This window comes from Burkholderia sp. AU32262 (assembly GCF_020419985.1).
GTDB classification, from domain to species: domain Bacteria; phylum Pseudomonadota; class Gammaproteobacteria; order Burkholderiales; family Burkholderiaceae; genus Burkholderia; species Burkholderia semiarida.
In genome coordinates, this window is sequence record NZ_JAIZRS010000003.1 from 70,713 (window position 1) to 83,030 (window position 12,318).

Annotated in this window: 14 protein-coding genes; 2 read left to right on the forward strand and 12 right to left on the reverse strand. The window is 67.1% G+C overall.

Going from position 1 to position 12,318, the window contains the following annotated elements:
• Window positions 1–141: 141 nt before the first annotated feature.
• The 5 genes from lpdA to LGN10_RS03825 all read right to left on the reverse strand — a co-directional run bounded on the left by lpdA (window position 142) and on the right by LGN10_RS03825 (window position 6,172).
• On the reverse strand, window positions 142–1,533 hold the full coding sequence (gene lpdA, locus LGN10_RS03805) for a dihydrolipoyl dehydrogenase (RefSeq protein WP_226221846.1): 1,392 nt from the start codon (window positions 1,531–1,533) through the stop codon (window positions 142–144).
• Between the two features lie 4 nt (window positions 1,534–1,537).
• Window positions 1,538–2,851 carry a dihydrolipoamide acetyltransferase family protein gene (locus tag LGN10_RS03810; RefSeq protein WP_226221848.1) on the reverse strand — a complete coding sequence of 438 codons (1,314 nt, stop codon included), beginning with the start codon at window positions 2,849–2,851 and terminating at the stop codon, window positions 1,538–1,540.
• A gap of 1 nt (window position 2,852) precedes the next feature.
• A complete protein-coding gene (locus tag LGN10_RS03815; protein ID WP_226221850.1) occupies window positions 2,853–3,893 on the reverse strand; it encodes an alpha-ketoacid dehydrogenase subunit beta in 1,041 nt (346 codons plus the stop codon).
• Between the two features lie 2 nt (window positions 3,894–3,895).
• A complete protein-coding gene (locus tag LGN10_RS03820) occupies window positions 3,896–5,128 on the reverse strand; it encodes a 3-methyl-2-oxobutanoate dehydrogenase (2-methylpropanoyl-transferring) subunit alpha (RefSeq protein WP_059573914.1) in 1,233 nt (410 codons plus the stop codon).
• A 417-nt stretch (window positions 5,129–5,545) separates the two neighbouring features.
• On the reverse strand, window positions 5,546–6,172 hold the full coding sequence (locus LGN10_RS03825; protein WP_124657584.1) for a flavin reductase family protein: 627 nt from the start codon (window positions 6,170–6,172) through the stop codon (window positions 5,546–5,548).
• Between the two features lie 27 nt (window positions 6,173–6,199).
• On the opposite strand from LGN10_RS03825, the gene LGN10_RS03830 reads away from it, so the two are divergent.
• Window positions 6,200–6,457 carry a hypothetical protein gene (locus tag LGN10_RS03830; RefSeq protein WP_226221851.1) on the forward strand — a complete coding sequence of 86 codons (258 nt, stop codon included), beginning with the start codon at window positions 6,200–6,202 and terminating at the stop codon, window positions 6,455–6,457.
• 133 nt (window positions 6,458–6,590) lie between these two features.
• Entirely contained in the window at window positions 6,591–7,652 is a 1,062-nt protein-coding gene (locus tag LGN10_RS03835; protein ID WP_226221853.1) for an acyltransferase family protein, read from the forward strand.
• 3 nt (window positions 7,653–7,655) lie between these two features.
• On the opposite strand, the gene LGN10_RS03840 is transcribed toward LGN10_RS03835, so the two are convergent.
• From LGN10_RS03840 to LGN10_RS03870, 7 genes are read right to left on the reverse strand one after another with little or no spacing between them, the layout of a single operon-like run.
• Window positions 7,656–8,795, reverse strand: a complete 1,140-nt coding sequence (locus LGN10_RS03840; RefSeq protein WP_226221855.1) for a hypothetical protein — start codon at window positions 8,793–8,795, stop codon at window positions 7,656–7,658.
• A gap of 5 nt (window positions 8,796–8,800) precedes the next feature.
• Window positions 8,801–9,235, reverse strand: coding sequence for a DUF2514 family protein (locus LGN10_RS03845; RefSeq protein ID WP_226222061.1), 435 nt, complete (start codon window positions 9,233–9,235; stop codon window positions 8,801–8,803).
• 47 nt (window positions 9,236–9,282) lie between these two features.
• On the reverse strand, window positions 9,283–9,777 hold the full coding sequence (locus LGN10_RS03850; protein ID WP_226221857.1) for a glycoside hydrolase family protein: 495 nt from the start codon (window positions 9,775–9,777) through the stop codon (window positions 9,283–9,285).
• Window positions 9,764–10,042, reverse strand: a complete 279-nt coding sequence (locus LGN10_RS03855; protein WP_059559243.1) for a hypothetical protein — start codon at window positions 10,040–10,042, stop codon at window positions 9,764–9,766. Before LGN10_RS03855 ends, LGN10_RS03850 begins: the two co-directional genes overlap by 14 nt.
• Entirely contained in the window at window positions 10,039–10,374 is a 336-nt protein-coding gene (locus LGN10_RS03860; RefSeq protein WP_226221859.1) for a holin, read from the reverse strand. The genes LGN10_RS03855 and LGN10_RS03860 overlap by 4 nt, the downstream gene beginning before the upstream one ends.
• Window positions 10,367–10,537, reverse strand: coding sequence for a hypothetical protein (locus tag LGN10_RS03865; RefSeq protein ID WP_226221861.1), 171 nt, complete (start codon window positions 10,535–10,537; stop codon window positions 10,367–10,369). The genes LGN10_RS03860 and LGN10_RS03865 overlap by 8 nt, the downstream gene beginning before the upstream one ends.
• 3 nt (window positions 10,538–10,540) lie before the next feature.
• Entirely contained in the window at window positions 10,541–12,316 is a 1,776-nt protein-coding gene (locus LGN10_RS03870) for a hypothetical protein (RefSeq protein ID WP_226221863.1), read from the reverse strand.
• Window positions 12,317–12,318: the final 2 nt, after the last annotated feature.

The following is a 12,318-nucleotide window of genomic DNA, read 5'->3' on the forward strand; positions in this document are numbered from 1 at the left end:
GTGCGAGTACGGGCAACCGGATCGGATCGGCTTCGGGACCGGCGCGTGCCGATACCGATGAACAACATGAAGTCCATCAGACGCCGCGAGCGCCGCCGATACGTGCGTGACGCACCGGCGGCGCCCCGTCAGGCGATGACGTCAGACATGCAGCGCATGCCCGAGCGCACGCAACGCCGCTTCCTGGAGCGCTTCGCCGAGCGTCGGATGCGCGTGGATCGTGCCGCCGATGTCTTCCAGCCGCGCGCCCATCTCCAGCGACTGCGAAAACGCCGCGGCCAGCTCCGATACACCGCGCCCGACCGCCTGCCAGCCGACGATCAGATGATTGTCGCGCCGCGCGACGACGCGCACGAATCCGTCGGTCGCCTGCAACGTCATCGCGCGTCCGTTCGCGGCGAACGGGAACGACGCGCTCAGACAATCGACGCCGGCCGCGTGCGCGTCGTCCGGCGACCAGCCGGCCGTCACGATCTCGGGATCGGTGAAGCACACGGCTGGAATCGACGCGGGCGTGAACCGGCGGCGCCGGCCGGCGATCAGCTCGGCCACCATCTCGCCTTGCGCCATCGCGCGATGCGCGAGCATTGGCTCGCCCGCGACGTCGCCGATCGCCCACACGTTGCGCATCGAGGTCCGGCATGCGTCGTCGATCCGCAGCGCGCGGCCGTTGCGATCGAGCATCAGCGTGTCGAGCCCGAACCCGTCGACGCGCGGCCGGCGGCCCACGGCAACCAGCACGCGGTCGGCCGGCAACGTCTGTTCGGCGCCATCGGCTGCCTGCACGCGCACCGCGCCGTCCTTGGCCAGCCCAAGCACCTTGTGGCCGAGCCACAGCCGCACGCCGAGGCGCGCAAGCGAATCGGCAACCGGCCGTACGAGTTCGGCATCGTACGCAGGCAGCACGCGCTCGGCCGCTTCGACGACGCTGACGTCGACGCCCAGCTTGCGATAGACGGTCCCGAGTTCGAGCCCGATGTAGCCGGCCCCGACGACGACCAGCCGCTTCGGCAGCGTCGCGGGCGACAGCGCGTCAGTGGACGACACGACGTGCCCGCCGAACGGCATCGACGGCAGCTCGACCGGCTCGGAACCGGTCGCGAGCAACAGGTGCTCGCAACCGAGCCGCACCGTATGGCCGCCGCCGACGACCTCGACGGTCTTGCCGTCGATCACGCGCGCTTCGCCGTGCAGCACGCGCACGCCGTTCTTCTTGAGCAGCGCGCCGACGCCGCGCGTCAGCCGCTCGACGATCCCGTCCTTCCAGGCGACGCTTGTCGCGATGTCGATCTCCGGCGTGCGCACACGGATACCGAGCGCCCCTTCGCCCGCGTGGCCGCACGCCTGTTCGAACGCGTCGGCCACGTGGATCAGCGCCTTCGACGGAATGCAGCCGATGTTCAGGCAGGTGCCGCCGAGCCGGTCGCGTTCGACGAGCACGGTCGGGATGCCGAGCTGGCCGGCGCGGATCGCGGCCACGTAGCCGCCCGGGCCGCCGCCGATGACGAGCAGTGTGGTGTGTTCGTTCTTCATCGGCTCACTCCACGAACAGCAGTGCCGGGCGTTCGAGCACGGCGCGCACGGCCTGGATGAATTCGGCCGCATCCGCGCCGTCGACGACGCGATGATCGAACGACGACGACAGGTTCATCATCTTGCGCGCGACGATCGCGCCGTCGCGGATCATCGGCCGCTCGACGATCCGGTTCACGCCGACGATGCCCACTTCCGGATGATTGATCACCGGCGTCGACACGATGCCGCCGAGCGCGCCGAGGCTCGAGATCGTGATCGTCGAGCCGCTCAGCTCGTCGCGCTGCGCACGGTTCGCGCGCACCGCGTCGGCGAGCCGCGCGATTTCCGCCGAGATCGACCACACGTCGCGCGCTTCCGCATGGCGCAGCACGGGCACCGTGAGGCCGCCGTCGGTCTGCGTCGCGACGCCCATGTGCACCGCGCCGTAGCGCGTGACGACGCCCGCCTCGTCGTCGAAACGCGCGTTGATCTGCGGGAAGTCGCGCAGCGCGATCACGATCGCGCGAATCAGCAGCGGCAGCGGCGTGAGCTTGCCGCGCGTGTCGCCGTGGCGGCGATTCAGTTCCGTGCGCAACGATTCGAGCTCGGTGACGTCGATTTCCTCGACGTAGCTGAAATGCGGGATGCGGCGTTTCGCTTCCTGCATCTTGCGCGCGATCGCGCGCCGCAGGCCGATCAACGGCACGTCGGTTTCGTCATGGCGTTCGTCGTAGCCGCGCGGTTGCGCACCGCCCGCGCCGCCGCCGGTACGCGCATACGCATCGAGATCCGCATGCAGGATCCGCCCGGCTTCGCCGGTGCCGCGCACGTAGCGCAGCTCGATGCCCATGTCCCACGCGCGCTGACGCACGGCCGGCGACGCGAGCGGCCGTTCGCCGGGTGCGAGCGCCGCGCGCGGCTGCGCGGCCGGTTCGTCGCGGCGCGGTTTCGCCGGTGCGCGAGGCGCCGCCTGCGCGGGCGGCTCGGGCGATCCGGACGGCGCGTCGGCCACCGGCTTCGACGCCGCCGACGCGACCGGTGCGGTTGCTACCTTCGTTTCTCGCACCGGTGCCGCCGCCTTCAGGTTGCCGTCGCCTTCGACTTCCAGCCGAATCAGCTCGCTGCCGACCGCCATCATCTGGCCGATCCGGCCGCCCAGTTCGATCACCTTGCCCGTCACCGGCGACGGAATCTCGACCGCCGCCTTGTCGGTCATCACGTCGGCGAGCGGCTGGTCCTCCTTGATCGTCTGCCCGACTTCCACATGCCAGGCCACCAGTTCGACCTCGGCGATCCCTTCGCCGATATCCGGCATCTTGATGACATGAATCCCCATCTCACGCCTCCATCACGCGTCGCAACGCTTCGCCGACCCGCGTCGGCCCCGGAAAGTACGCCCATTCCTGCGCATGCGGATACGGCGTGCCCCAGCCCGTCGTGCGCTCGACCGGCGCTTCGAGGTGGTAGAAGCAGTGTTCCTGGACCAGCGATACGAGCTCCGCGCCATAGCCGCAGGTGCGCGTCGCCTCGTGCACCACGACGCAGCGCCCGGTCTTGCGCACCGACGCGACGACGGTATCGAGATCGAGCGGCCACAGCGTGCGCAGGTCGATCACTTCCGCGTCGATGCCCGTCTCCTCGGCCGCGGCCAGCGACACGTGCACGGTCGTGCCGTACGTCAGCACCGTCACGTCGTTGCCGGGCCGCACGATGGCGGCCGTATCGAGCGGCACCGTGTAGTAGCCTTCGGGCACCGCGCTCGCCGGATGCTTGAGCCACGACGTGACGGGCCGTTCGTGATGGCCGTCGAACGGGCCGTTGTAGAGCCGTTTCGGTTCGAGGAAGATCACCGGATCGTCGTTCTCGATCGATGCGATCAACAGCCCTTTCGCGTCGTACGGATTCGACGGCATCACCGTGCGCAGCCCGCACACCTGCGTAAACATCGCCTCCGGGCTCTGGCTGTGCGTCTGTCCGCCGTAGATCCCGCCGCCGCACGGCATCCGGATCGTCATCGGCGCGGTGAACTGGCCGGCCGAGCGGTAGCGCAGCCGCGCGCCTTCCGACACGATCTGGTCGGAGGCCGGGTAGAAATAGTCGGCGAACTGGATCTCGCAGACGGGCCGCAATCCGTACGCGCCCATCCCGACCGCCGCGCCGACGATCCCGCCTTCGGAGATCGGCGCGTCGAACACGCGCGACTTGCCGTATTTGTTCTGCAGTCCTTCGGTACAGCGGAACACGCCGCCGAAATAGCCGACGTCCTGCCCGAACACGACCACATCGCTGTCGCGCCCGAGCATCACGTCCATCGCGGAGCGCAGCGCCTGGATCATCGTCATCGGCTGCGTCGCCGTATCCGTTTCGTGTCGCGCCATGATCACGCTCCCAGTTCCTGGCGCTGACGGCGCAGGTGCGCGGGCAGCTCCTTGTATACGTCGTCGAACATCGAGGCCGGCGACGGAATCCGGTCGTCGGCCAGCGTCCCGTATTTCTCGGCTTCCTTCTGCGCGGCGATCACCTCGGCCTCGAGCTCGGCCGTCAGTGCGTCATGCGCGCTGTCCGACCAGATGCCCTTCACGATCAGGTGGCGCTTGAAGCGCTCGATCGGGTCGCCAAGCGGGAAATGCGACCAGTCGTCGCTCGGCCGGTACTTGGTCGGATCGTCCGACGTCGAATGCGCGCCCGCGCGGTAGGTCACCCACTCGATCAGCGTCGGGCCGAGATTGCGGCGCGCGCGCTCGGCCGCCCAGCTCGACGCCGCGTAGATCGCGAGGAAGTCGTTGCCGTCGACGCGCAGCGACGCGATCCCGCAGCCGACGCCGCGCCCGGCGAAGGTCGTGCCCTCGCCGCCCGCGATCGCCTGGAACGTCGAGATCGCCCACTGGTTGTTGACGACGTTCAGCACGACCGGCGCACGGTACACGTGCGCGAACGTGAGCGCGGTGTGGAAATCGGCTTCGGCCGTCGCGCCGTCGCCGATCCACGCGGACGCGATCTTCGTGTCGCCCTTGATCGCCGACGCCATCGCCCAGCCCACCGCCTGAATGAACTGCGTCGCGAGGTTGCCGGAAATGGAGAAGAAGCCGGCTTCGCGATCCGAGTACATCACCGGAAGCTGGCGGCCCTTCAGCGGATCGCCTTCGTTGGACATCAGCTGGCAGATCATCCGCTCGAGCGGCACGTCGCGCGCGATCAGGATGCTCTGCTGCCGATAGGTCGGAAAGCACATGTCGCCGTCGCGCAGCGCCATCGCGTGCGCGGTGCCGATCGCCTCTTCGCCGAGGCTCAGCATGTAGAAGGAGATTTTCTTCTGGCGCTGCGCGATCATCATGCGCGCGTCGAAAATGCGGGTCTTGAGCATCGCGCGCAGCCCGGCGATCAGTCGCGCATCGTCGAGATCGGGCGCCCACGGGCCGACGGCCTTGCCGCTGTCGTCGAGCACGCGCACGAGGCTGCGGGCGAGATTGGCGGTGTCCGCCGCGGCTACGTCGATCGGCGGGCGGCGGACCGCGCCGGCCGGCGATAGATGCAGATAGGAAAAGTCCGTCTTGCAGCCCGGGCGCCCGGTGGGCTCCGGCACATGCAGACGCAATGGCTCTGACAGGCTCATCGTGTCGTCTCCACGCTCGATTGTGTCTCACGCTGGTTGGGAACGCGCGAGCCGGTTGCCGGCCCGCGCGTGAGCTGACGCGCGGATAAGCGCGTCAACCTTGGAAATTTATGCCTGGCAGCGGCGGGCGTCGATGCCCAAGCCGCTCGTTCGTGGTGAGCAGATTTGCCATGGCGGCGGTCGGCGGCCCGTGAGTGCGGCGGGCGGAGGCGGCGAAGGAGGGGTTTGCTGCAGCGCATCGTCGCCGGGGCTGAGACGACGAGCGGGCATCGAGGAACGGACGGATCGGCGCCGTCCCGATCATGTGAGGGTACGAAGCAAAAGACCCCGGGAGAAATCCTGGGATCTCCGCGGGGTCTTGCGTCTGGTTCGGGCGCTTGTGCGCCCGGTTGCCGGCTTACTGCGGCGCGCGATCGATCACGCGTCGGGGCGGAACAGGTCGAAGCGGCTGTCGGGTTTCACGTGCACGTACGCCGACGGGCCGCCCGCACGAAGGATGATGCCCGCGCCGAACGTGTCGAAGATGCCGTCCTTCAGCAGGTCGTGGCGGATATGGACCGCGATGACCTCGCCCAGCACCAGCGTGGCTGGCGTCTCGACACCGTGATGATCGCGCAGCCGGATCACGTCGGTCACCTTGCATTCGAAGTTCACACCGCTTTCCGCGACACGCGGCACATTCACGAGACGCGACGGCACCGCGGTCAGGCCGCCGAGTTCGAATTCGTTCACGTCGTACGGCACGGCGGCGCAGGTCTGGTTCATCCGCTCCGCGAGATCGCGCGTCGCGAGGTTCCACACGAACTCGCCAGTTTCCTGCACGTTGCGCACGCTGTCCTTCGCTGTGGTGCTCGAAAAGCCGATGATCGGCGGGCGGTAGTTGAACGCGTTGAAGAAGCTGTACGGCGCGAGGTTCAGCGTGCCGTCGCTGCCGCGCGATGAAATCCAGCCGATCGGGCGCGGGCCCACGATCGCGTTCAACGGATCGTGCGGCAGGCCGTGGCCTTGCGACGGTTCGTAATAGTGATGGGTCGAGTCGGTCATGACGGGTGGTCTGGCGAGAGGCAAACGATGGGGAAAAAGCGGTCGGGGGACGCGTTCGCCAGGGTGACGCTGGCGTACGCCGCGACGAGCGTGCCAGTATCACATGGCGCGGTTTTCGGCGCAGCGAAGCTCATCGCGAGCCACGCCGGCGTGCCGCCGCACATGCGTGCGCGCAATAAAAAACCCGCGAGCGCTGATTTCTCGCGGGTTTTTTACACCGTTATCGAATCGCGTCAACGCAATCGATGGTGCCGGGGACCGGAAATCGTCATCACGTATCTATAAGGGTTTCGGCTTATCATGCGTAGCCGATGGGGAGAATCAGGAATATTTCCTGCCGGAATCGAACCAGCTGCCAAAGCAGCAGATCAGTCCTGCACTGGTAGACTGCGCCCATTCCTCCGACCAACAGAGCACCATGAGACTGAAGCATCTGGACGGCTTGCGCGGCGTGCTGGCGCTGGCCGTTGCCGCGAGCCATACCTTCGGGTTCTTCACCGGATGGGCGGCTGACCGCCCGCTGGTCGGCGCACGCATGGCCGTGATGCTGTTCTTCGTGCTGTCCGGCTCCGTGCTGTCCGGCTATCTGGAGCGCACGCAGGAGCGCCCGGCCAGGTTCGTCGTGACGCGGTTCCTGAGGCTCTGGCCGCTGCATGCCGGCTGCCTGGTGGGCGCGTGCGCAGGCTTCGCGCTCCTGCGCGCACACGGCGAGTACGCGCCGGCAATCGACATGGCCGACCCTATCACCCTGCTGTTCAACTTCGCGTTCCTCGCGCGGCTCGGCATCCGTAATGTCGAGCTGATCAACGATCCGTCGTGGACGATCGGCATCGAGTTCTGGGTATCCGCGCTGGTGCTGCCTGCGCTCTACCGCGCGCCACGCGGCGTGGTCGTCGCCGTGATCGTCGCGGGCGCCGCGGCGCTGGCGACTGCCGGCCACGTGTTCTACGGCGCGTATCTGGCGCCGCACGTGAGCGCCGGCCTGATCTCGGCGATTGAAGCAATGGCGATCGGCACGCTGATCTATCGCAGCACGCGCGCTGACGGCGCGTTCACCGAGGCGGGAAGCGGGATCCTGCGGACGCCGGTCTATTACGCAGGCGCGGCGCTCGTGCTGGTTTCGCTGTACGTGGCACCGACCTACCTGCGCGAGCTGGTCGGCCTCGTCGGCTTCCTGCCCTTCCTGTTCGTCAGGGCGTTCGAGAAGAACGGCGATGCGCTGCGCGCGGTCCTGAATTCGCGCGTTGCGCAGTGGCTCGGCGCGATCAGCTTCCCGCTGTACCTGTCGCACATGCCCGTGCAGATCGTCATGCTGCCGGCCATGCGCGCGCTGACGACGTCGCACGCTGCGTCGATCGTGATCCTGATCGGCGGTTCGCTCGTCGCGGCGTGGTTGCTTCAGGTGGGATTCGAGCGCCCCGTCGAGGCGCTCGCGAAGAAGCGACGCGCGGCGTGGACGGACCAGACCGCGCGCGCGTGAGGATCAACGACGACGGATCGCCGTGAGGTAGCCGTTTGCCGTCGCCGTGCTGCCGGTGAACGATGCATTGCCCACCAGATAAACGGTGCTGGACGATGCCAGTTTCACAGAAACATACGCGGTCGGCGCGGTAAGCGCCTGGCCGGCTGCCGCCGCACCAGCGTACTGCGTGTTGGCGCCGAGCGAACCGAACGTCCCGGATACCGTGCTCACGCTGTTCGAAAAAACCTGAACCGTCGTGCCGCCCGCGGGCACGATCACCATCACCCCGAACACATCCCACTGCCCCGCTGTCAGAGGAATCGACGTGACGTTCGTCGGAGAGCCGCTCGTCAGCGACACGCCGGTCGCCGAGTTGTTCAGCGTCTCGCCGATGCTGCCGGCGTTCGCGCTGTCGTTCGTCGTCGTGCCGACGATGCCCGCCGTGCTCGACGGCGTGATCGCGCCGGTCGCCTGCAGGGTCGTGAACTTCGCCGTGTTGCCGCCGCCGGTCAGCGCGGTCTGCACGTACGCAGTCGTGGCGATCTGCGTCGTGTTCGTGCCGGCCGTGGCCGTCGGCGCGGCCGGTGTTCCGGTGAACGTCGGCGACGCGAGCAGCGCATACGACGCAGCAGCAGTGCCGCCGAGCGTCGATGCGTTGATCGCCGTGTTGCACGTAAATCCCGTGCCGCTCGTCCACGTGAGCGCGCTCGAGCTGGTCGAGCAGCTCGGCATCGCGAACGCGGCGACGTTCGCCGTGGATCCGGTCGCGTTCGCGAGAACGGTGTTCGCCGCGGCCTGCGCCAGATTCCCGAGCGTGATGCCGTTCGTGAGGCTCTGGAACGCGTAGGTGCCGGCGCCTGTGCGCGTGAGGAAGCCGGTCGCTGCGAAGCCCGTGATGTTGTCGAGCGCTGCGCCACCGGCCGCTGTTGCGTTCGTGCCACCCTTCGAGACGGGCACGACCGGCAGATCGGTCGCGACGAGCGCGCGGAACGTCGGCGCGCCGGTCGTCGCCGTCGGCCCGGCGAATACCAGGCCGGCGGAAACGGACGGCCATGTCGGCACCGACACCCAGTTGATCATCGACGAAGGGATCATCGTCGCGCAAAGCGCGGCACTTGACGCCAGTAAGGCGGCCGCGCCGGTAAGCAGTCGTTTCATCATGGCGGTCACTTCTCGTTGTGGGAAAGGGTCAGCGCGTCGTAGTCGCGCTCGCACTGCTGGCCGGCGATGCGGGCGGCGTCAGCGTACGCTGCCAGTTCGCCCGCGCGCTCGTCAGCGCGCCCGAGCACGTCGGCAAGCAGATCGAGGGCGTCGCCGGTTGCCGGGCTTCCGGCGGCAGTGGTGGGATGGCGGGCTGAGGCGACGAGCTGGTCGACGCGCTGCTGCAGGCTGCCAGCGGCAGCGCGAGCAGCAAAAGCATCAGCGAGTGCGGCCGTGCGTTGTTTGTTCGCATCGTTTGCAATCTCCGATTGGGCCGCGGTGCGGCGTTGTTCTTCGGCGCGCGCAGCCTCTACAGCGCCGAGCTGCGCCTTCTGTGCGGCGATGGTGGTTGTGCGCACGCCGTCGGCGTGGCCCTTGAAGTAGCTGCCGCCGGCCGTGATCGCGAGCGCGACGACGAAGGCGAGCCAGAAGCGGGGGTCGAGGATCGTCACGCTGTAACCTCCCCGCCGGCCGCTTGATACGCGGCCTGCAACCGCTCGATGTCGTTCTCGTGCTGCCCGTATCCCGCGCCCGGCAGGCTGGCCCACACGTCCGAAACCTTCGCGACTGCTTCGCGGAAGCGGCCGGCGTCGATCAGCGGCAGCGCGCCGTGCTCGCGCAGCTGCTGCAACGCGTAGCGGTCCTGCGACACCGGGCCGAAGTCGGGCAGCTTCATCTGCGCCTGATAGATGCGCCACCAGCGCGCGAGGATCTGATAGCGCCCGGCAGCCGTCGACGGCACCGGGGTCTGCCGGTTGAGGACGTTCGGGTGCGTCGCGTAGCTCGAGAACAGCAGTGGCCGCGCTGGCGTCGAGCCGACCAGCACGTTGTAACCGTCGTCCGATTTCGCGAGCAGTGCCGGTCCGATCTCGCTCACGGCGATCGTGTCGAGGAATGCGATGCGGTTGCGGCCGCCGGCCGCTGCTACGTCAATGCGTGCCATGCTTGTGCCCCTTGTGCCACCAGTACGCTTTGCGCGCCATCACCCATGTGCACACGATCGCCATGCCGACCATCATCAGCGTCTCGGGCATGTCGATCACGGACAGCATGCGGATCGGCTTCATGACGTTCACCGCCGATGCAATGCCGATGGTCGAGAAACCGATGGTTCCCCACCAGCCAGTTACGATCGCGTCGGTGACGCTGATCCAGATGCAGAACGCCAGCACAACGAGGTTTGCCAGAACGAAAATCGTGACCATCATTGCCCCCCAAGGAAGCGTCGTTTCAGGGCCCCGATGATGTCGGCTGTATTGATTTCCTTGAACAGCTCTTTTGTGATTGCCAGCCCGAACAGGCCGACCAGAAAACCGATTGCCTGCTGCGCACCGCCGTCGCTGATGCTGAACCACGTGACCGCGAGCGGGCCGCCGTAGTACGCGACAGCGGCTCCCGACAGGAACGAGACGGCCTTCTGCTTGCGCGTCAGCCCATCGCCGATGAAACTCAGCGCGATCAGTGATCCGATCGCGCCGGGAATCAGCTTGATCAGCACGACGCCGACGGCCGCGGCCGCCCCCGTGGTTGGTTCAGCCATTGCTCGCTCCCGGAAGTTGTACGGCCGACTCGCGGTCCTGCTCGTCGACCTGCGCCTTCACCTTCAAGTAAGTGTCGGCTGCGATCTTCACGGGCAGTTCCGCCAGCGCGGCGAGGATCAGCTGCGTGTCGCGCTGGCTCATGTTCTTCAGGTCGTATTGCATAGTTCAGCCCACAAGAAGGCGGCGCACGGTGCCGCCGGAATCACGGATCGGGATATAGCCGGTCACCGCGAGCGACGACGCCGAGTAGGTGCCGAACGCAACCATGCCGGTGCCCTTCGGGATCAGGGCGATGTCGATGTTCGCGTCGCTACCATTGACCGAGATAACCGGCGAGGCACCGGCATTCGCGGCGCCCGCGATCAGGTAGTTGGCCGCCGTGTCGTTCTCGGAGAACTGCATCGCCGGCACGCCGTTGGCGTTCTGGATGTTCGTGTAGCCGTCGAAGAACGCGAGTTCCATCGCCGTCGTGGTCGCGTAGCCGCGGATCGCTGACGACTTCACGCCGGCCGAGCCAAACCACTGCAGCGAGTGGCCGCGCGCCATACCGAGCGCGGTCGCGGTGCCAGAGCTTCCGTTTGCGCCGCGCAGCGCGGTCGCGCCGAAGTTGATCCCCATCCCGAACTTGCTCAGGTTGTTCTGGATGTTGATCGCTGCGGACGTGTCCTGCTGCGTCGAGCCGATGCCGACGCCGGACCCGAGCTGAAGCGCGACGACCTGCGTCGCGAGTGCCGAGTAAGGATCGACCGCCGTGTATGCCGTCGTCGCGCGCACGTCGAGTTCGCACGCGTAGGTCGCGCCGGCCTGCGACGTCAGTTGGTGCGCTTCGCCGTAGATAGCCCATCCGTTCGTGCGGTAGCTCGGCGAGTCGTTCAGGAGGTACGCATTGATACCCTGAAAGTCACGAACCTGGTTCGCGTTCACCGTGCGCGACGCGAAGGTCGCAGCGTGCAGCGAGTCGGGATTCTGCGTCGTCAGCACCGACTGCTGCGTGAATTGCACCTGGCCGAAGCCGAGGCCAGTTGCGATCTGGAATTCGGACAGCCAATCGGACTGCGATGCCACGCCCGTGAGCGTCCCGTCGTTCGCAACCGCATCGCCGAGAAGCAATCGGTCGGCCATGCGGTTGATCAGCGCGCCGTCCTCGGCGAACCACTTCCCGCTGCGGGCCTGCTGAATCTTCGGTGCCGTCACCGACTGATCGGCTGGCGTGTTCAGCGACAGCGTCGTGCCGCCGTAGCACCAGATCTTGCCGACGCCGAGCGGGATCGGCGCGTCGAAAATCAGGTCGTAGCCGCTCAGCGAATATGAGTCCGGATCCTGCGTCACGCCGACCATGATCACCGCGCCGAGATTCGCCTTCGTCGTGTACAGCCGCGAGAGTCGAACACGATCGGACGTGCCTGCCGTGAAGTCGACACCGTCGATCCATACCTCGTTCTTCAGATCGCCCGCGCCGACGCTTGCCGGGATCGGGACCATCGTCTGACCGCCGAGATCGTCGAAACCGAGCAGCTTCAGACCGCGCTCGCTCGCAACCGGCAGCGTGCCGTCGGTCGTGTACTCGGTCACCGGATACTGGATCGCGCGGGCCTGGTTGCTGCCGCCATCTTGCAGCGCCATCCAGATCCGATCGAAGTCAGCGTTGACCGTGTCCGCGAGCAGGTCGCCGTTGTCCTGATAGTCGACGTCGCGACGCCGCGCCACGGTGCGATAGATGATCAGCTTGTCGCCGACCAGCGGCGCGACGTTGAACACGACGGAGCCGCCGGTTTCCTCGCCAATGCCGTTGATCGAGAAGTGGGTGCCGACGAACTGCGGAAAGCCGTTCTTCATCACCTTCAGGTCCGCGCTGTTCAGGATCTTGAAATCGAACGCGAATTCAGTGGTGATACCGTTGCCGACGTAGGAAACGATGGGATTCTGGACTGGGACAGTCACGC

Coding starts and splice junctions, on each gene's coding strand:
- lpdA (WP_226221846.1), bottom strand. CDS start 1,533: ATGAAGAACGAACACACCACACTGCTCGTCATCGGCGGCGGCCCGGGC.
- LGN10_RS03810 (WP_226221848.1), bottom strand. CDS start 2,851: ATGGGGATTCATGTCATCAAGATGCCGGATATCGGCGAAGGGATCGCC.
- LGN10_RS03815 (WP_226221850.1), bottom strand. CDS start 3,893: ATGGCGCGACACGAAACGGATACGGCGACGCAGCCGATGACGATGATC.
- LGN10_RS03820 (WP_059573914.1), bottom strand. CDS start 5,128: ATGAGCCTGTCAGAGCCATTGCGTCTGCATGTGCCGGAGCCCACCGGG.
- LGN10_RS03825 (WP_124657584.1), bottom strand. CDS start 6,172: ATGACCGACTCGACCCATCACTATTACGAACCGTCGCAAGGCCACGGC.
- LGN10_RS03830 (WP_226221851.1), top strand. CDS start 6,200: ATGGGGAAAAAGCGGTCGGGGGACGCGTTCGCCAGGGTGACGCTGGCG.
- LGN10_RS03835 (WP_226221853.1), top strand. CDS start 6,591: ATGAGACTGAAGCATCTGGACGGCTTGCGCGGCGTGCTGGCGCTGGCC.
- LGN10_RS03840 (WP_226221855.1), bottom strand. CDS start 8,795: ATGATGAAACGACTGCTTACCGGCGCGGCCGCCTTACTGGCGTCAAGT.
- LGN10_RS03850 (WP_226221857.1), bottom strand. CDS start 9,777: ATGGCACGCATTGACGTAGCAGCGGCCGGCGGCCGCAACCGCATCGCA.
- LGN10_RS03855 (WP_059559243.1), bottom strand. CDS start 10,042: ATGATGGTCACGATTTTCGTTCTGGCAAACCTCGTTGTGCTGGCGTTC.
- LGN10_RS03860 (WP_226221859.1), bottom strand. CDS start 10,374: ATGGCTGAACCAACCACGGGGGCGGCCGCGGCCGTCGGCGTCGTGCTG.
- LGN10_RS03865 (WP_226221861.1), bottom strand. CDS start 10,537: ATGCAATACGACCTGAAGAACATGAGCCAGCGCGACACGCAGCTGATC.